Annotated in this window: 19 protein-coding genes; 9 read left to right on the top strand and 10 right to left on the bottom strand. The window is 68.8% G+C overall.

The genetic code is table 11. The annotated features are described in order from the left end of the window. Nucleotides 1-16: 16 nt before the first annotated feature. Genes BLT25_RS04695 through BLT25_RS04710 form a run of 4 tightly spaced genes read right to left on the bottom strand, consistent with a single transcriptional unit; the run spans nt 17 to nt 3231 of the window. Nucleotides 17-688: a GntR family transcriptional regulator gene (locus tag BLT25_RS04695; protein ID WP_218131244.1), complete on the bottom strand. Its 672-nt coding sequence runs from the start codon at nt 686-688 to the stop codon at nt 17-19. Nucleotides 689-709: 21 nt separating this feature from the next. After that, complete coding sequence (locus BLT25_RS04700; RefSeq protein WP_091042628.1) at nt 710-1207, bottom strand: flavin reductase family protein; 498 nt, start codon at nt 1205-1207, stop codon at nt 710-712. Between the two features lies 1 nt (nt 1208). Then, nucleotides 1209-1640, bottom strand: coding sequence for an ester cyclase (locus tag BLT25_RS04705; RefSeq protein WP_091042630.1), 432 nt, complete (start codon nt 1638-1640; stop codon nt 1209-1211). Beyond that, nucleotides 1633-3231, bottom strand: coding sequence for a BCCT family transporter (locus tag BLT25_RS04710; RefSeq protein ID WP_091042632.1), 1599 nt, complete (start codon nt 3229-3231; stop codon nt 1633-1635). The genes BLT25_RS04705 and BLT25_RS04710 overlap by 8 nt, the downstream gene beginning before the upstream one ends. 241 nt (nt 3232-3472) lie before the next feature. Here BLT25_RS04710 and BLT25_RS04715 point away from each other — a divergent pair, with 241 nt between their 5' ends. The 6 genes from BLT25_RS04715 to BLT25_RS04740 are packed head-to-tail and all read left to right on the top strand — an operon-like array spanning nt 3473 to nt 8113. Beyond that, nucleotides 3473-4078, top strand: a complete 606-nt coding sequence (locus tag BLT25_RS04715) for an amino acid synthesis family protein (RefSeq protein WP_176883630.1) — start codon at nt 3473-3475, stop codon at nt 4076-4078. Next, nucleotides 4075-4626, top strand: a complete 552-nt coding sequence (locus tag BLT25_RS04720; RefSeq protein ID WP_091042637.1) for an amino acid synthesis family protein — start codon at nt 4075-4077, stop codon at nt 4624-4626. Before BLT25_RS04715 ends, BLT25_RS04720 begins: the two co-directional genes overlap by 4 nt. Before the next feature lie 10 nt (nt 4627-4636). After that, nucleotides 4637-5368, top strand: coding sequence for an alpha/beta fold hydrolase (locus BLT25_RS04725; RefSeq protein ID WP_091042638.1), 732 nt, complete (start codon nt 4637-4639; stop codon nt 5366-5368). Beyond that, complete coding sequence (locus tag BLT25_RS04730; protein ID WP_091042641.1) at nt 5361-6848, top strand: aldehyde dehydrogenase; 1488 nt, start codon at nt 5361-5363, stop codon at nt 6846-6848. Before BLT25_RS04725 ends, BLT25_RS04730 begins: the two co-directional genes overlap by 8 nt. Before the next feature lie 3 nt (nt 6849-6851). Further along, entirely contained in the window at nt 6852-7073 is a 222-nt protein-coding gene (locus tag BLT25_RS04735) for a tautomerase family protein (protein ID WP_091042642.1), read from the top strand. After that, on the top strand, nt 7070-8113 hold the full coding sequence (locus BLT25_RS04740; RefSeq protein WP_091042645.1) for an LLM class flavin-dependent oxidoreductase: 1044 nt from the start codon (nt 7070-7072) through the stop codon (nt 8111-8113). The genes BLT25_RS04735 and BLT25_RS04740 overlap by 4 nt, the downstream gene beginning before the upstream one ends. Before the next feature lie 3 nt (nt 8114-8116). Here BLT25_RS04740 and BLT25_RS04745 read toward each other — a convergent pair whose 3' ends face one another. Beyond that, the gene (locus BLT25_RS04745; protein ID WP_091042646.1) at nt 8117-9292 is read right to left on the bottom strand and encodes a saccharopine dehydrogenase family protein; all 1176 of its coding nucleotides are present in this window, start codon (nt 9290-9292) and stop codon (nt 8117-8119) included. Between the two features lie 148 nt (nt 9293-9440). Between BLT25_RS04745 and BLT25_RS04750 the strand changes: the two genes are divergently transcribed. Genes BLT25_RS04750 through BLT25_RS04760 form a run of 3 tightly spaced genes read left to right on the top strand, consistent with a single transcriptional unit; the run spans nt 9441 to nt 11408 of the window. Further along, the gene (locus BLT25_RS04750; RefSeq protein ID WP_091044266.1) at nt 9441-10202 is read left to right on the top strand and encodes a response regulator transcription factor; all 762 of its coding nucleotides are present in this window, start codon (nt 9441-9443) and stop codon (nt 10200-10202) included. 31 nt (nt 10203-10233) lie between these two features. Further along, nucleotides 10234-10500 carry a DUF2277 domain-containing protein gene (locus tag BLT25_RS04755; RefSeq protein ID WP_091044268.1) on the top strand — a complete coding sequence of 89 codons (267 nt, stop codon included), beginning with the start codon at nt 10234-10236 and terminating at the stop codon, nt 10498-10500. Further along, the gene (locus BLT25_RS04760) at nt 10500-11408 is read left to right on the top strand and encodes a Sir2 family NAD-dependent protein deacetylase (protein WP_091042649.1); all 909 of its coding nucleotides are present in this window, start codon (nt 10500-10502) and stop codon (nt 11406-11408) included. Before BLT25_RS04755 ends, BLT25_RS04760 begins: the two co-directional genes overlap by 1 nt. Here the strand turns inward: BLT25_RS04760 and BLT25_RS04765 are convergent. The 5 genes from BLT25_RS04765 to BLT25_RS04785 all read right to left on the bottom strand — a co-directional run bounded on the left by BLT25_RS04765 (nt 11394) and on the right by BLT25_RS04785 (nt 17147). After that, the gene (locus BLT25_RS04765) at nt 11394-11660 is read right to left on the bottom strand and encodes a hypothetical protein (protein ID WP_091042652.1); all 267 of its coding nucleotides are present in this window, start codon (nt 11658-11660) and stop codon (nt 11394-11396) included. The genes BLT25_RS04760 and BLT25_RS04765 overlap by 15 nt on opposite strands. Before the next feature lie 228 nt (nt 11661-11888). Beyond that, nucleotides 11889-12575 carry an iron-dependent transcriptional repressor DtxR gene (locus BLT25_RS04770; protein WP_091042654.1) on the bottom strand — a complete coding sequence of 229 codons (687 nt, stop codon included), beginning with the start codon at nt 12573-12575 and terminating at the stop codon, nt 11889-11891. Between the two features lie 101 nt (nt 12576-12676). Next, on the bottom strand, nt 12677-13177 hold the full coding sequence (locus BLT25_RS04775; RefSeq protein ID WP_091042656.1) for a MarR family winged helix-turn-helix transcriptional regulator: 501 nt from the start codon (nt 13175-13177) through the stop codon (nt 12677-12679). Continuing rightward, nucleotides 13174-14799 (bottom strand): MDR family MFS transporter, encoded by a 1626-nt coding sequence (locus tag BLT25_RS04780; RefSeq protein WP_091042658.1) that lies wholly within the window; start codon nt 14797-14799, stop codon nt 13174-13176. Before BLT25_RS04780 ends, BLT25_RS04775 begins: the two co-directional genes overlap by 4 nt. A 353-nt stretch (nt 14800-15152) precedes the next feature. Beyond that, nucleotides 15153-17147, bottom strand: coding sequence for an ABC transporter ATP-binding protein (locus BLT25_RS04785; RefSeq protein ID WP_091042661.1), 1995 nt, complete (start codon nt 17145-17147; stop codon nt 15153-15155). Nucleotides 17148-17159: the final 12 nt, after the last annotated feature.

Genomic DNA, 17159 nt, shown 5'->3' on the forward strand with positions numbered 1-17159 from the left:
AGATCCTAGGTCGGCCTCAGCCGGGCAGCTGAAGCCCGGCCATCAGCGCCTGGCGGCTGGCGCGTACGTGCTCCCGCATCACCCGCTCGGCGCTGTCGCCGTCCTTGGCGATGATGAGCTCGAGGACGAGGTGGTGCTCGCGGTCGGACTGGAGAGCCCGCCCGGGTTGGCTGAGCGAGGTCGTGACCAGGCGGGCGTAGGCGAGCTGGTTCATCAGGGTCCGGTAGTGGGACTCGAGCTTGCCGTTGTCGGCGCCGCGGATCAGCAGGTCGTGGAACTCGCCGACCAGTCGGGCGTAGGTGTCCCGGTCGTCGCGGGCGACCGCGGCGTCGGCCTCGCGGAGGTTCTCCTCCAGCGCGTCGACCTCGGGCACCCGGCCCCGCTGCGCCAGCAGCCGGGCGGCGGCCCCCTCGAGCAGCTCCTTCATCTCGAAGAGCTCGGTGATCTCCCGACGGGACGGCGTGGTGACGAAGGTGCCGACCCGCGGGCGCACCTCGACCAGACCTTCGGTCTGCAGCTGCTTGAGCGCCTCGCGCACCGGGGTGCGGCTCACCCCGAACTCCTCGGCGAGCGCGAGCTCGGACAGCGGCGCGCCCGGGTCGATCGCACCGGTGATGATGCGCTCACGGAGCCCCTCTATGACGCGGCCCTGCATCAGGCTCGACGTCCCGTTCGGACGTGCACTCATCCGACTCTCCCCCTGTGGTCGTCAGCCCAGGCTCGGCAGCGCCGAGCCGTCGAAGAACTGGCCGGAACTGTAAACCATCGCGGCCCGCTCGGAGGCCGTGGCGTGAAGGACGCGGCAGATGAACACGGTGTGCGTGCTGGCCTGCAGCCGCTCCCGGATCTCGACCTCCATCTGCGCGCTGCTGCGCTCGATGAGGGGGCTGCCGTGCGGCCCGGGGACCCAGTCGACCTGCGCGAACTTGTCCGGCGACTTGCCGGCGAACACGTTGACGACGTCGAGCTGGTCGACCGAGAGGATGTTGATCGCCAGGTGGTCGGTCGTATAGAGGCAGTCGTGCGTGGAGGACGTACGTTGCACGCAGATCATCACCGTCGGCGGATCGAGCGAGATGCTGGCGAACGCGTTGACCGCCAGGCCGCGAGGCGTCTCCTCGTCCATCGCCGTCACGACGGTGACACCGGTGACGAACTTCCGGTTGACCTGCTTCATGGTGTCGAGGTCGGGGCTTACGACGGTCATCTCAGTTGTCCTCTCCGACGTGGATGATGCCGAGGGCGGCCAGGAGCGCCCGCGGGTCCCAGGTGACGTGCTCCTCGACGATGAGGCCGTCCTCGAAGCGGGCGAAGGTCGCGCCGCTCACCACGACCTTCTTCCGGGTCGGCGGCACGCCCAGGAAGCCGTGCGTGTGGGTGCCGGTGCTGTGCCACCGGATCGCCGCCAGGTCGCCCTCGACGACGACGTCGTCGACGGTCGTGACCAGGTCGGGGAAGGAGGAGCGGGTCGTGAGGATCATCGCCTTGAGCGCCTCGAGGTCCTGTGCCTCGGTGTTTCCGCTGGTCACCCGGCGGTAGGAGGGTGCGATGAGCTCGTCGAGCGCGCCGACCTCCCCGTCGTCCCAGGCGGCACCCCAGGCCGTCACGATCGCCCGGCGGCGGGCTTCGGGGTCATGCATCGTGGTTCTCCTTCAGGTTGGAGCGGGCGGCCCTCCGGTCGGCGGAGAGCTCCTTGTAGAAGGCGACCGCAAGCCCGGCGATGATCACCAGGAACGGCAGCGAGGTGACGATCACGGTGTTCTGCAGCGCGCTCAGTCCGCCGGCCAGCATGAGGACGATGGCGGTGATGCCGGTGAGGACGCCCCACAGGATCAAGACCCAGCGGCGCGGGTCGAGCGAGCCCTTGGAGGTCATCATCGACAGGACGTACGTGTTGGCGTCGGCGCCCGAGACGAAGAACATGACCACCAGCAGGATCGCGATCGCCGAGGTGAGGCCGGCCAGCGGGAAGTGGTCGAGGGTCGCGAAGAAGGCGCTGTTGATGTCGGTCGCGGTCTGCTGGGCGATGTCACCGCCCTCGTAGAGGTCGATGTGGATCGCGGTGCCGCCGAAGACGGTGAACCAGGTGAAGAAGACGACGCTCGGGACCACCAGCACACCCACGATGAAGCCGCGGATCGTACGTCCCTTGGAGATGCGCGCGAGGAAGACGCCGACGAAGGCGCCCCAGGACACCCACCAGGCCATCATGAAGTAGGTCCACCACTGCATCCACTCCAGGCCGCCGAAGGCGGTGCCCTGCAGGCTCATCCGGAAGAAGTCGCTGGCCCACATGCCGATCGACTCGGTGTAGAGGTTGGCCACGAACACGGTCGGACCGACGACGAGGACGAAGACGAAGAGCGCCACGGCGAGGACCGAGCTGGCCTGGCTGAGGTATTTGATGCCCTTGCTGACCCCGGTGACCGCCGACATCGTGAAGACGGCGGTGACCACGGCGATGATCAGGACCTGACTGACCGAGGTGACGGGCATGCCGAAGAGGCGCGCCAGACCGTTGTTGACCTGCAGCGCCCCCAGGCCGAGCGAGGTGGTGGTCCCGAACAGGGTCGAGAAGACGGCGAGGACGTCGATCAGCTTGCCGATCGGCCCGTTCACCCGCTCGCCGAGCAGCGGGTAGAACAGCTGGCTGACCAGCGTCGGACGGCCCTTGCGGTAGGTCGAGTAGGCGATCGCGAGCCCGAAGATGGCGAAGATCGCCCAGGCCTGCAGACCCCAGTCGAAGTAGGAGTACTGCATCGCGCGCACCGCGGCCGCCGGGGTGTTGGGGTCAGCCAGGCCGTGCGGCGGGGTGGCGAGGTGCGAGATCGGCTCGGCGACGCCGTAGGACACCAGGCCGATGCCCATGACCGCGCTGAGGATCATCGCGAACCAGGTGATGGTGCTGAACTCCGGACGGTCGTGGTCCTTGCCCAGCCTGATGTCGCCGGCCGGGCTGAACGCCAGGAACACCAGGAAGATCAGGATCGCCAGCGTCACCACGAGGTAGGTCCAGCCGAACGTCGAGGTCACCCAGTTGAGCGAGTCGGCGGTGACGGCGTTGAGGTTGTCGGTGAACAGCACCGCCCAGGCCACGAAGACCGCCGAGACGCCCACGCTGGCCCAGAACACCGATCCCAGCCGGTTGGCCCTGCGGTCGTCGTTCCCTGCGGACGGGGGCGGCAGCTCGTCGACGGCAACTGCCGTCGCGGTATCGAGATGGTCGGTCATGGGGGACCTCCCCTTGTCAGAGTCGAAGTGTCGAAGTCGAGGGCCAGTCGCGATGCGCTCTGGCATACAAGAGGACGTTACGCACGTCACAAACCCGCTGTCAAGGGGTGGCATGCAAGCAGATGATTCCCTCTAGGCGGTTTACGTTTCCGCAGGTTAAGCACATGAGTCAGGCTCATTTCCCAGAGGCTCACCCGAACGGTCTTGACGTATGCAAGAGCGTCGTCCTATGGTCTGTTGTATGCAAGAGATTCCCTGGCTGCGCAAGCTGGTCACCTACCGCGACGAGGTCGTGCTCGAGGCCGGCCGCACTCCCGCCGTTCCCGCCCGGCGCGCCAGCGTCGCGGCCGTCATCAGCAACCCGTGGCTGGGCACCGGCCCGGAGCAGGACCTGAGCGAGGCGGTCGCGGAGATCGCGCCGACCCTCGCCCGCCTGCTGACCGACCGGCTCCTCGACTCCCTCGGCGGCGTCGACGCCGTCGAGGCGTTCGGCAAGGCCGCTCTGATCGGCTCCGCGGGCGAGATCGAGCACGGGGGCGCGCTGATCCACACGCCCTACTTCGGCAACCTGATGCGCGAGTTCCTCGGCGGCGAGTCGATCATCTGCTTCGCCGACACCCGTGCCGACGCCGGCCAGCCGCTCGTCGTCCCGCTGTGGCACAAGACCCACGCGGCGACCCGCAGCCACTACCAGACCGTCGACGTACGCGTCTCCGACGCACCCCGCGCCGGCGAGATCGTCGTCGTCGCGGCCGCCTCCACCGGTCCCCGGCCGCACCCGCGGATCGGCGACCGCTCCACCGACCCCGCCATCACGTCCCTCACCCTGGAAGGTGCCCCGTCATGAACGTCCGCAAGATCGTCACCGTCGTCGAAGAGATCCGCTCCGAGGGCGGCCGGCCGGTGTCGCCGCCCGCGAAGGTGGCGATCGTCGCCGCCGTCATCGACAACCCGTGGGCCGGTCAGGGCTTCGTCGAGGACCTCGGCCCCGGCATCGACGAGAACGCCTCCGACCTCGGTGCACTGATCGCCCCGCTCGTGATCGAGGCACTCGAGGAGGAGCCCGAGGCGTACGGGAAGGCGGCGATCGTCGGCCTGGACGGCGAGATCGAGCACGGCTCGGCGCTGATCCACACGCTGAAGTTCGGCGACCACTTCCGCAAGGCGGCCAACGCGACGACGCTGCTCCCGGCCGTCGAGAAGCGCGGCCCCGCGGGCGTGCTGTTCGACATCCCGCTCAAGCACATCACCGACGCGACCATCCGCTCCCACCACCAGACCGTCGAGGTCCGGATCCCCGACGCGCCTCACCCCGGCGAGATCGTCGTCGCGCTGGCCGCCGCCTCGCAGGGACGCCCGCAGCAGCGGCTCGCGGCGCTCTCGACCGAGCAGTGAGCTGACGACCGTGGCCCGCCCCACCGTGGTCCTCCTGCACGGAGTCGGTCTCGACCGCTCCGTGTGGGAGCCGCTCACCGAGCTGATCGGCGGGCGGTACGACGTCGTCGCGCTGGACCTGCCGGGCCACGGCAGCCGGCCGCCGGTGTCCGCCGGCATCACCCTGAGCGACCTCGCCGACGGTGTCGCCGAGTCGATCCCGGCCGGCGCGCACGTGGTCGGGTTCTCCCTGGGCGCCCTCGTCGCCCAGCACCTCGCCGTGCACCGCCCCGGCCTGGTCCGCACGCTGACCTGCGTGAGCTCGGTCTGCGACCGCACCCCCGACGAGCGGACCGCGGTGCTCGCCCGGCTGCGGGTCGCCGAGGCCGCGCTCGCGGCCAGCTCGGAGGCCTCGATCTCGCGTTGGTACGACGGCACCGACGTCCCCGACGCGATCGTTGCCCACACCCGCGAGGTCCTGCTCGCCAACGACGAGGAGTCCTTCCTCGCCTGCTACCGGGTGTTCGCCACCGCGGACGCCGAGATCGCGCCCCACCTCGGTTCGATCGCGGTCCCGACGCTGGCCATCACCGGCGCCGAGGACCCCGGCTCGACACCGGAGATGTCGCGCCGGCTCGCGGCCGCGGTGCCGGGGGCATCGGCCGTCATCGTGCCCGGCGCCCGCCACATGCTTCCCGTCCAGGACCCGGCGGCCCTCGCCGCCCACCTGACCGCCTTCATCGGAGAGTCCGCCCATGTCTGAGACCAAGCGCCATCACCACTTCATCGGCGGCGAGCACGTCGCCCCGAGCTCCGGCGAATACTTCCCCAGCATCAACCCCGCCACCCGCGGCGTGCTCTACGAGGCCGCGCGCGGCGGCGCCGAGGACATCGACCGTGCGGTACGGGCCGCCCGCGCCGCCTTCGAGGACCCGGCCTGGCGCGACCTGAGCCAGACGAAGCGGGGCCACCTGCTGCGCCGGCTCGGCGACCTGATCGGCGAGAACGCCGAGGAGCTCGCCCGGATGGAGTCGAGCGACAACGGCAAGCTCCTGCGCGAGATGCGCGGCCAGCTGGCCGGTCTGCCCGAGTATTACTACTACTACGCCGGACTGGCCGACAAGATCCAGGGTTCGACCATCCCGACCTCGGACCGCCGCGTACTCAACTACACGACGCGCGAGCCGCTCGGCGTGGTCGGCGCGATCACCCCGTGGAACTCGCCGCTGACGCTCACCACGAGCAAGCTCGCCCCGGCGCTCAGCGTCGGCAACACCGTGGTGATCAAGCCGTCCGAGTACACCTCCGCCACCGTGCTGCGCCTCGCCGAGCTCGTGCTCGAGGCCGGCTTCCCGCCCGGTGCGGTCAACGTGGTCACCGGCTTCGGCGCCGAGGCCGGCCAGGCGCTGGTCGACCACCGCGACATCGCGAAGATCTCCTTCACCGGGAGCACCGCCACCGGTGCCCGGATCGCCGCCAACACCGCCAGCCGGTTCATCGGGTCGACGCTGGAGCTGGGCGGCAAGTCCCCCAACATCGTCTTCGAGGACGCCAATGTCGCCAACGCTGCGATGGGCGTCGTGGCCGGGATCTTCGCCGCCGCTGGCCAGACCTGCATCGCCGGCAGCCGGGTCTTCGCCCACCGCTCCGTCTACGACGAGCTCCTCGAGCGCGTCACCGAGCGCGCGCGGACCATCAAGATCGGCGACCCACTGGACGAGGCGACCGAGCTCGGCCCGCTCGCCTTCGAGGACCAGCGCGACAAGGTCGCCGGCTACGTCGACCTCGGCCGCTCCGAGGGCGCCAAGGTCCTGACCGGCGGCAACTCCACCGACGCCGGCCTCGGCGGCTTCTTCTACGAGCCGACCGTCCTGGTCGACGTCGACAATGACATGCGCGTCGTACGCGAGGAGATCTTCGGTCCGGTCGCCGCGATCATGCCGTTCGAGACCGAGGAGGAGGTCCTCCGGCTTGCCAACGACACCGAGTACGGCCTGGCCGCCGGCGTCTGGACCAGCAACCTCTCCCGGGCCCACCGGGTCGCCGACCGGCTCGAGGCCGGCACCATCTGGATCAACACCTACCGCGCGATGTCGCCGATGTCGCCGCGCCAGGGGTTCAAGAACAGCGGTGTCGGCATCGAGCACGGCACCGAGACCATCAAGGAGTACACCCGCCTCAAGAGCGTGTGGGTGAACACCAGCGAGGACCCCGTCGCCGACCCGTTCGTGCTGCGGAGCTGAACGATGCCCAACGTCGACATCACCCTGGGCGCCGGCCGCTCCCCCGAGCAGCTGCGCGACCTGATCCACGAGGTGCACGGCGCGGTCCTCCGCACCACCGGCACCCGCCCCGAGCACGTCCGCGTCGTCGTACGCGAGGTCCCGCGGTCGCTGTGGGCGACCGGCGACGCGACCCTCGCCGAGATGGACGCAACCACCACCACCGAGATGAAGGAGCCGTCATGAGGTTCTCGTTGTTCGCACACATGGAGCGCTGGGACGAGCAGGTGACGCATCGCCAGCTGTTCGAGGACCTCACCGAGCTCACCCTGATGGCCGAGGCCGGTGGGTTCAGCACGGTGTGGATCGGCGAGCACCACGCCATGGAGTACACGATCTCCCCCAGCCCGATGCCGCTGCTGGCCTACCTGGCCGCGCGCACCTCGACCATCCGTCTCGGCGCGGGCACCATCATCGCGCCGTTCTGGAACCCGCTCCGGGTCGCCGGCGAGTGTGCGCTCCTCGACGTGATCAGCAACGGCCGGATGGAGGTCGGGCTGGCGCGCGGGGCGTACCAGATCGAGTTCGACCGGATGGCCGACGGGCTGGCCGCCTCCGACGGCGGCAAGCACCTGCGCGAGCTGGTCCCGGCGGTGCGCGAGCTGTGGCAGGGCGACTACGCCCACGACGGCGAGATCTGGCAGTTCCCGACCTCCACCAGCGTGCCGAAGCCGGTCCAGCAGCCGACCCCGCCGATGTGGATCGCCGCGCGGGACCCGGCCTCCCACGACTTCGCCGTCGCCAACGGCTGCAACGTCATGGTCACTCCGCTGATGAAGGGAGACGAGGAGGTCGCGGCGCTCAAGGACAAGTTCGACACCGCGGTCGCCGACCACCCCGAGGTCGAGCGCCCCGACCTGATGGTGCTGCGCCACACCCACGTCCACTCGGCCGATGACCCCGAGGGCTGGCGCCCGGCCGCGGCCGGCATCTCCCGCTTCTACCGCACCTTCGACGCGTGGTTCGGCAACAAGACCACCCCCGTCAACGGCTTCCTCGAGCCCAGCCCCGAGTCGAAGTTCGAGAGCCGTCCCGAGTTCGAGCTCGAGTCGCTGCACCGCACCGCGATGATCGGCACTCCGGAGGAGGTCATCGAGCGCCTGCGGACGTACGAGGAGCTGGGCATCGACGAGTTCAGCTTCTGGATCGACAACAGCCTCTCCCACGAGGAGAAGCGCGCCTCCCTCGAGCTGTTCATCAAGGAGGTCGTGCCGGCCTTCGCCTAGTCGTCAGCCGGCGTCGACGACCTCGAACCGGATCCCGGCAGCCTGCAGGCGCGCCAGGAGCGCATCGCCCATCGAGACCGCCGTGGTCACCGACCCGGCGGTCTCGGGCAGCGTGTCGAAGGCCAGGCAGAGCGCCGACTCGGCGAGCATCTTCGCCGTCTCGGTGTAGCCGGGGTCGCCGCCGGAGACCTTGGTGTGGATCTTCCGGCCGCCGGACTCGGCGACGAAGTCGACGGTGAACCACGACTTCTCCCGCCGGCCCTCGGAGGGGCCGGTGCCCTGCTTGACCCGCTCGCCGAGCTTGGCCCGCAGCGGCGGCACCTGCATCGCGAGGGCGAGGGCGCCGACGCCCACCACGCCGCCGACGGCGAACCTCAGGGTCTTGGTCCCGGCGAAGTGCGAGTAGGTGAAAGCCGGTCCGTACGCCTCCAGGGCCCGCCCGGAGCGGGCGACGATGAACGGGTCGATCGTCGGGAGCGGCAGCAGCCAGTAGCCCAGCTCGCGGTCGCGGCCGAGCGACGGCTTCGCGGCTCGAGACCTACGCCCCACCGGCCGCTCCTCGATCGCCCGGCGCTCGCGCGAGGCCGCCGCCATCTCCCGGGGCCGCGACATCTGCCCCAGGGCCGAGTGGAAGGTGCCGCCGGAGAAGGTGGCGTTGGAGCGGACGACGCCCTTCATCGTCAGCGGCCCGCTGATCTCGCCGCCGGCGGCGAGCTCGCGCACCGTGTAGAAGGCGCCGAGGTCGTGCGGGATCGAGTCGAACCCGCAGGCGTGCACGATCCGGGCGCCGTTGGCGCGGGCGGTGGCGTCGTACTTCACGAACATCCGGTCGACGAACTCGGGTTCTCCGGTCAGGTCGACATAGTCGGTGCCGGCCTCGGCGCAGGCCTTGACCAGCGGCTCGCCGTACTCCAGGTAGGGCCCGACGGTGGTGATCACGACGCGAGCACGAGCCGCGAGCGCGGCCAGCGACGAGGAATCGTGCACATCGGCCTGGAGGAGCTCGACGTCGGCGGAGCCGAGCGAGTCGCGGACGGCCTCGAGGCGCGACAGGGAGCGTCCCGCGAGCGCCCAGCGCAGTCCCTCGGGCGCGTGCTCGGCGAGATATCCGGCCACCAGACCGCCCGTGAATCCGGTCGCGCCGAACAGGACGATGTCGAGATCGCGGGAAGACGTCATAACCGCTACCTTTCCAGAAGCAACGAAATCCGAGACGGCACGGGTCTCTCAGTGATCAAATGTTGCATCAATAGGGATACTCTTGAGCGGTTTCTTTCGGCATCATCCCCAACAACGAGATGAGTGAGACGAGCCTGTGGGCGACGCGGTGATCAGCGTTCTGCTGGCCGACGGCCACGATGTCGTGCGTGTCGGCGTGCGTACGGTCCTGCTGCCCGAGCCCGATATCGAGGTCGTGGGTGAGGCCCGCACCGCCGCCGAGGCACGCATGCTGATCGCGACGCTCCGTCCCGACGTACTCATCATGGACGCCCACCTGCCCGACGCCTCCGGCGTGGCGCTGTGCCGCGAGGCGCTGGCGATGAAGAGCGACATCCGCTGCATGATCCTGGCCAACGACGCCGACGACGAGGTGATGAGCCAGGCGATCATGGCCGGTGCGGCCGGTTACGTGCTCAAGCAGATCGAGGCGACGAGCCTGGTCTCCGGCGTACGCCTGGTGGCCAGCGGACACACCCTCTTCGACCCCGAGGCGGCCGCCAAGGTGGTCCAGAACGTCGAGCAGCGCCGTCGGATGCACGAGGTGGTCGCCGACCTGACCCCGCAGCAGCGCCGGATCCTCGTGCTGCTCGCCGAGGGCATCTCCAACCGTCAGATCGCCGACCGCCTGGTGCTGGCGGAGAAGACCGTGAAGAACCACATCACCGGTCTGCTCGCCAAGCTCGGCGTCAGCCACCGCACCCAGGCCGCCCTGATGGCGAGCCAGCTGCTCGAGGAAGGCGTCGTGCCGCGGCCGGCTCCCCCGGCCGACGACGTGCGGCAGGCCAAGGGACCCGCAACCAACGGTGGGCCGATGCCCCCGCATCCGCGCGGCCAGGCGCCCTCCCACACCCCCGGCCGATCCCGATAACCGTCGCGTCGATCCAGGTACCGTGGACGGCATGTGCCGCAACATCCGCCCGCTCCACAACTTCGAGCCGCCCGCCACCAACGACGAGGTCGCCGCTGCCGCCCTGCAGTTCGTACGCAAGGTGAGCGGCACCACCAAGCCTTCGGCCGCCAACCAGGAGGCCTTCGACCACGCCGTCGCCGAGATCGCCCACATCACCCGGCATCTCCTCGACGATCTGGTCACCAACGCTCCCAAGAAGAACCGTGAGGTCGAGGCCGCGAAGCGCAAGGCTCGCGCCGAGGCGAGGTACGCCTGATGCCCCTCGCCCCCGGGGCGATATCCGAGGATTCGTACGCAGCAGCCCTGGCTCTCCTCCAGGACCGGCGTCTCGTGGTGCTGACCGGGGCCGGCGTCTCGACCGACTCGGGCATCCCCGACTACCGCAGCCCGGGAAGCCCGTCACGGCAGCCGATGACCTACCAGCAGTTCATCTCGGGACCGCAGGAGCGGCAGCGCTACTGGGCGCGCAGCCACCTCGGCTGGCGGCGGATGGGCAGCGCGGTGCCGAACGCCGGCCATCGCGCCCTGGCCGCGATCGACCCCGAGCTGCTGATCACCCAGAACGTCGACGGTCTGCACGAGCAAGCGGCACCGGAGCTGGCCCGGAGCGGCCGGATCGTGACGCTGCACGGCCACGTGAGCGACGTGATCTGTCTGTCCTGCCGCACGCTGAGCCCGCGCCGCGAACTCCAGGAGCGGATGGAGGCGCTCAACGCGGGTTGGGCCGAGGCGCACGCGGACGTGGAGAGCCGGCCGGACGGTGACGTCGCGCTCGAGGAGACCCAGGACTTCGTCGTGCCCGACTGCGAGATCTGCGGCGGCATCCTCAAACCGGACGTCGTCTTCTTCGGCGAGAACGTCCCCAAGGACCGGGTCGCCCGGTGCATGGCGGCGGTCGACGCGTTGGCGGGCCCGGGAAGTGTCGAGCTCCGCGGCGAGCGGCACGAGGGGGAGGGCGTGCTGCTCGTCGCGGGCTCGAGTCTGGCGGTGATGAGTGGCTATCGATTCGTGCGCCGGGCGGCGAAGGCCGGGATCCCGGTCGTCATCGTGAACCGCGGCGCCACCAGGGGCGATGGGGAGGCTACGTACAAGCTGGAGGTCGGGACCAGCGAGTTCCTCACCACCTTGGCACAGAGCAGATTCAGAGGCTCAGGCAGAGCGTGACTGCGGCAGGTCGGCCATCCGGCCGGCGGCCTCGTCGACGGAGAGTCTGGCACCGATGAAGAAGTGGTAGACCGGGCCTTCGTCGATCAGCAGCACCTTGGCGCTGTGGTAGTCGCCGCCGAGGTCGGTGAGCACGATCTCCTCGCCGCGCTCGAGGTGTCGGGTCAGGCCGGTGTCGGTGTGGTGGACGGCGACTGGGCGGAACGTCTCATCCAGCTCGCGGCCGCGAGCGGGCAGATGAACGACCTCCATAGAGCTCTCCCCTCCGGAGACCCCCGCAAGTCTCGACATGACAACTGCTGAAGGTCTCGCTCCAGCAGGTCTTGCACGTCAAACATAAGCATCTAGGACGTAATCGGTCCAGAGTCGTGTGCCAGATTCTGCTGACGTCGAGAGAATTTCACCCGCGGTTACAAAAGAGGGCGCAGCGTTGCCACTTCGAAGACGACTCGTGGAGCCGATCGGGGACGAATCTGCGGGTCAGAGGGCCTTGACGAAGATATGGTCGGCGGCCTCGGGGATGATCTCCGCGGTCTCGCCACCGGAGCCGAGCATGACCCCGTCGGCGGTCGCCTTGATGGCGACGGTCTGGTCCGGGGTCGCACCGACCCGGCGCAGGGCGCTCATCAGCGACTCGTCCTTCTGCATCTCCTCGGAGATGCGGCGCACCAGGACCGTGGCCCGCTCGGAGGTCGCCGCGGCCGTGAGCGACTGGACGCCGGCCATGAAGTCCTCGTCGGCGGGCTTGCCGCCGAGCTCGTCGAGACCGGGGATCGGGTTGCCGTAGGGCGACTCGGTCGGGTCGCCGAGCAGGTCGAGCAGTCGCTTCTCGACCGTGTCCGACATGACGTGCTCCCAGCGGCACGCCTCCTCGTGGACGAGCTCCCAGTCGAGGCCGATGACGTCGGTGAGCAGCCGCTCGGCGAGGCGGTGCTTGCGCATCACCCGGGTGGCGAGGCGAAGGCCTTCGTCGGTGAGCTGCAGATGGCGGTCACCCTCGACGGTGAGCAGACCGTCGCGCTCCATCCGGGCGACGGTCTGGGAGACCGTGGGGCCGGACTGGTGGAGACGCTCGGCGATGCGGGCGCGCAGCGGAACGATTCCCTCTTCGACCAGCTCGTAGATGGTGCGGAGGTACATCTCGGTGGTATCGATGAGATCGCTCACGGGCTAATCCTACATCCTTGAATCAGTCAGAAAAACCGAACCCAGCAGGGTGTGTCCCGAGCGAAGTCGGCCTGCAGGAGAGATCATCACTGCACGATCCCCTAGGAGCCCTGGCGTTCTAGGGCTTCGTTGTATCTGGAAAGCATAGCGCTGAGCCGGTCGATGTCATCGGGACTCCAGTCGGCCAGCCGGTCGTTGAAACGTACGCGGCGCTCCCGGGTCACCCGGTCGAGCCCGTCGCGGGCCCCGGCGGTCACCGAGACCAGGCTGGCCCGCCCGTCCTCGGGGTCGGGGTGGCGCTCGAGCAGGCCCAGGTCGATCATGGCCTGCACCATCCGGCTGACCGCTCCCTTGTCGATCCCGAGTCCGTCGACCAGCGCGGAGGCACGCACCGGACCACGCTCGGCGATCCAGGTCAGCATCAGGTAGCCGCCGGGCGGCAGATCCGGGTGAATCATCCGGCCGCGTGCCTTCATCGCCCGCTTGGCCCGCCACACGAGCACACCGACCTCGGACTCGAGCCGGCTGAGCGACTCGGCGCGCGGGCCGTCGTCGACCCGCTCGCCCTGGGCGGCGTTGTCCATGGCTGGCACCTCTGTCATCTCCGGCCGACTCCTCCCGCCTCGAGCTCGGCGGCGACCTCAGGAGCGATCTCTTCCTCGGTGAGGTCCTCGATCGTAGTCTTGAGCGGAACCTCCTTGATACCCAGGATCGCAACCAGCGCGATGACCGCGCAGGGGATGGCCACCAGGAAGAGATCGGCCGTGGCGACGGCGAAGGCGTGCTCGTAGAGCGCCTGCATCGCGCTCGGCATGCCGGCCGGGTCGGCGAGCCCGCCGCTCTGCAGGCTCTGGAGCTCCTCGGGGGTGATCTTTCCGCTGGCCACCAGCTCGGGGACGCCGTCGGTGATGACGTCCTCGACCCGGTGGGAGAGCACGGCGCCGAGCGCGGCGATGCCCATCGAACCGCCCATCGACCGGAAGAAGGCGACGACCGAGGAGCCGGCACCCATGTCCTTGCTGTCGAGGTTGTTCTGCACCGCGAGGACGAGGTTCTGGTTGGTGGCACCGACACCGAGACCGACGACGGCCATGAAGGCGCCGACCAGGGCCAGGTTGGTGTGCTCGTCGATCGTGCTGAGCAGGTAGAGCCCGATCGGCAGCATGATGCCGCCGAAGACCAGGTAGCGCTTCCAGCGTCCGGTGGAGCTGATCAGGCGTCCGGTGACCATTCCCGCGCCGGAGAGCCCGAGCACCATGCAGATCGACATCAGGCCGGCATGGGTCGGCGTCATCTCGCGAGCGGTCTGGAAGTACTGCTGCAGGTAGACCGTCGCACCGAACATGCCGGCACCGACGAAGAATGAAGCCAGGGTGGAGAGGACCATCGTGCGGTCCCGGAAGAGGCGCAGCGGGATGATCGGCTCCTTGGCGAACCTACCCTCGACCAGGATCGCGAGGGCCAGCACGACGACGCTGCCGGCCACCAGGGCGTACGACGTCAGCGAGGCCCACTCGAAGGAGCTGCCGCCCAGGGTGACCCAGATCAGCAGCGTCGAGACACCGGCGACCAGGAGGAAGGCGCCGAGGTAGTCGATGCTGACCTCGCGGCGTACGTGCGGGAGGTGCAGGGTCTTCTGGAGCAGGATGAAGGCGACCACGGCGAACGGCACGCCGACGTAGAAGACGCCGGGCCAGCCGACCGGGGAGTCGACGATCACGCCGCCGACCAGCGGGCCGATGACCGTGGCCAGCGCGAAGACGGCACCGATGTAGCCGGAGTAGCGGCCGCGCTCACGCGGGGGGACGATCATCGCGATGATCACCTGGATCAGCGCGACGATGCCACCCATGCCGAGGCCCGCGATGACGCGGCCGGTGATGATCACCGGCATCGAAGGAGCCAGTCCACAGATCGCCGAGCCGACGATGAAGAGTCCGAGGGCGACCTGGACCAGGACCTTCTTGTTGTAGAGGTCGGCGAGCTTGCCCCAGATCGGGGTGGTCGCGGTCATCGCCAGCATGCTCGAGACGACGATCCAGGTGTAGCCGCCCTGGGTGCCGTCGAGGTCGGTGACGATCCGCGGCAGGGCGTTGGCGACCGACGTGCTGGACAGCATGGCGACGAAGAGCGCCATCAGCAGGCCGGAGAGGACCTCCATGATCTGGCGGTGGGTCATCTGCGGCGCCGCGACGGCCTGCGAGGACTGCTGGGACTCTGACAAGTGTGGACTCGGCTCTCACGCGAATTGGTTGAACATCGGCAACCAATGTACGTCGGATTAGTTGCTAAACACAACTTGTCGCCGGTCGCGGCTCGTCCTGACGGTCCGAAAACGGGGCGACCCGCAGACGGGCCATGTGGCCAACCCGGTGGATGAGTCCGGTACGCCTGCGGGTCGGGTGGCTGCCGTTGGATTGCCAGCCCTTATCCATAGTTGGAGAAGCTGCTAGCGAGCAGCCACCTCACGCATCCAATCGTTCTTCATCTGATCGGATCACCTCCTTTCCCGTGTGGCTCAACGGTAGGCGCCGGGCCATCTCGGGATCAAAGGGTTTTTTCTCAGAGCGTCACAGCTCAGGCGGGCTCCTCCACGAGAGCGTGGCTGAACTGCGACTGGTAGAGCTCGGCGTACGCACCCTTGGCCTCGAGCAGCTCGGCATGGTTTCCCTGCTCGACGATCGCGCCGTCGCGCATGACCAGGATCAGGTCGGCGTCGCGGATCGTGGAGAGCCGGTGGGCGATCACGAAGGACGTACGGTCCGAGCGCAGCGCCGCCATGGCGTGCTGCAGGAGCAGCTCGGTGCGCGTGTCGACCGAGGAGGTGGCCTCGTCGAGGATCAGCAGCGACGGCTCGGCGAGGAAGGCGCGCGCGATGGTGACCAGCTGCCGCTCGCCCGCCGAGAGGTTGCCGCCCTGGTCGGTGATCAGGGTGTCGTAGCCGTCCGGCAGCGAGTGCACGAACCTGTCGACGTACGTCGCCCGGGCCGCCTCGAGGAGCTCCTCCTCCGTCGCGTCCGGCCGTCCGTAGAGGATGTTGTCGCGGATCGTGCCCTCGAAGAGCCAGGTGTCCTGGAGCACCATGCCGGTGCGTTCGCGCAGATCGGAACGGGGAATCGAGGCGATGTCGACGCCGTCGAGGGTGATCCGGCCGGCATCGAGCTCGTAGAACCTCATGATCAGGTTGACCAGGGTGGTCTTGCCGGCACCGGTGGGGCCGACGATCGCGACGGTCTGACCGGGACGGGCCACCAGGGACAGGTCCTCGATGAGCGGCCGGTCCTCGTCGTAGGAGAAGCTGACGTGCTCGAACCGGACCTCGCCGGCTCCGGCTCCGGCTCCGCTCAGCGCAGCGCCGACGTCGGGCGACTGCTCCTCGGCGTCGAGCAGCTCGAAGACCCGCTCGGCCGAGGCCACGCCCGACTGGAGCAGGTTCATCATCGAGGCGAGGGTGGTGATCGGCTGGGTGAACTGGCGCGAGTACTGGATGAAGGCCTGCAGCTCACCCAGGCTCAGGGCTCCGCTGGCGACGCGGAGGGACCCGATCACGCAGACCACCACGAACATCAGGTTGCCGACGAACATCATCAGCGGCATCAGGATCCCGCTGATGAACTGGGCCTTGAAGGACGCGGCGAAGAGCTTGTCGTTCTCCTCGGCGAAGGTCTTCTCGACCTCCTCCTGGCGACCGAAGACCTTGACCAGGTCATGGCCGGAGAAGGTCTCCTCGATGTGGCCGTTGAGCTTGCCGGTGTGGCGCCACTGGGCCACGAACTGGCCCTGCGACCGCTTCATCACCGCGCCGGTCACCACCAGCGAGATCGGCACCGCGAGCAGCGCGATCAGGGCCAGCACCGGGCTGATCCAGAACATCATGAACAGCACCGTGACCAGCGTGAAGAGAGCGGTCAGCACCTGGCTGAAGGTCTGCTGCAGGGTCTGGCTGATGTTGTCGATGTCGTTGGTGACCCGGCTGAGCAGCTCGCCTCGCGGCTGCTTGTCGAAGTAGGACAGCGGGACGCTGTGGACCTTCTTCTCGACGTCCTCACGCAGGCCCTTCACGGTGCCCTGGACAACCGAGTTGAGGATCCAGCCCTGCACGAAGGAGAGCAGGGAGGCGACGAGGTAGACGGCGAGCACGACGAGCAGCGCGCTGCGCAGGGCGTCGAAGTCCACGCCCTGTCCCGGGGTGACGTAGTCCATCCCGGAGAGCATGTCGGCGAGCTTGTCGTCGCCCTGGGCACGTAGGCCCTCGACCGCCTCCTCCTGGGTCACCCCCGCCGGCAGCTGCCTGGAGAAGACACCGCCGAAGATGATGTTGGTCGCCTTGCCCAGCAGCCACGGGCCCAGTGACATCAGCGTCACGCTGACCAGGGCGAGCACGATCGTGGCGGAGGCATGGATCTTGTACGGCGCCATCCTTCGCAGCAGCCGTTTCGCCGAGGGGACGAAGTTCATCGCCTTGTCCCCCACCGCGCCGCCCGCGCCCATCGGGCCCGGGCCGCCCTGGGGACGTACGATCCGCTCGGTCTTCTTCATCTGGCCGTTCTGGCCGGCCTTCGGGTCACTCATGCCGCGGCCTCC

It is taken from the genome of Nocardioides sp. YR527, assembly GCF_900101045.1.
Lineage (GTDB): Bacteria > Actinomycetota > Actinomycetes > Propionibacteriales > Nocardioidaceae > Nocardioides.

Coding starts and splice junctions, on each gene's coding strand:
- BLT25_RS04765 (WP_091042652.1), bottom strand. CDS start 11,660: ATGGAGGTCGTTCATCTGCCCGCTCGCGGCCGCGAGCTGGATGAGACG.
- BLT25_RS04775 (WP_091042656.1), bottom strand. CDS start 13,177: ATGACAGAGGTGCCAGCCATGGACAACGCCGCCCAGGGCGAGCGGGTC.
- BLT25_RS04755 (WP_091044268.1), top strand. CDS start 10,234: ATGTGCCGCAACATCCGCCCGCTCCACAACTTCGAGCCGCCCGCCACC.
- BLT25_RS04745 (WP_091042646.1), bottom strand. CDS start 9,292: ATGACGTCTTCCCGCGATCTCGACATCGTCCTGTTCGGCGCGACCGGA.
- BLT25_RS04740 (WP_091042645.1), top strand. CDS start 7,070: ATGAGGTTCTCGTTGTTCGCACACATGGAGCGCTGGGACGAGCAGGTG.
- BLT25_RS04730 (WP_091042641.1), top strand. CDS start 5,361: ATGTCTGAGACCAAGCGCCATCACCACTTCATCGGCGGCGAGCACGTC.
- BLT25_RS04700 (WP_091042628.1), bottom strand. CDS start 1,207: ATGACCGTCGTAAGCCCCGACCTCGACACCATGAAGCAGGTCAACCGG.
- BLT25_RS04785 (WP_091042661.1), bottom strand. CDS start 17,147: ATGAGTGACCCGAAGGCCGGCCAGAACGGCCAGATGAAGAAGACCGAG.
- BLT25_RS04705 (WP_091042630.1), bottom strand. CDS start 1,640: ATGCATGACCCCGAAGCCCGCCGCCGGGCGATCGTGACGGCCTGGGGT.
- BLT25_RS04710 (WP_091042632.1), bottom strand. CDS start 3,231: ATGACCGACCATCTCGATACCGCGACGGCAGTTGCCGTCGACGAGCTG.
- BLT25_RS04715 (WP_176883630.1), top strand. CDS start 3,473: ATGCAAGAGATTCCCTGGCTGCGCAAGCTGGTCACCTACCGCGACGAG.
- BLT25_RS04735 (WP_091042642.1), top strand. CDS start 6,852: ATGCCCAACGTCGACATCACCCTGGGCGCCGGCCGCTCCCCCGAGCAG.
- BLT25_RS04720 (WP_091042637.1), top strand. CDS start 4,075: ATGAACGTCCGCAAGATCGTCACCGTCGTCGAAGAGATCCGCTCCGAG.
- BLT25_RS04695 (WP_218131244.1), bottom strand. CDS start 688: ATGAGTGCACGTCCGAACGGGACGTCGAGCCTGATGCAGGGCCGCGTC.
- BLT25_RS04760 (WP_091042649.1), top strand. CDS start 10,500: ATGCCCCTCGCCCCCGGGGCGATATCCGAGGATTCGTACGCAGCAGCC.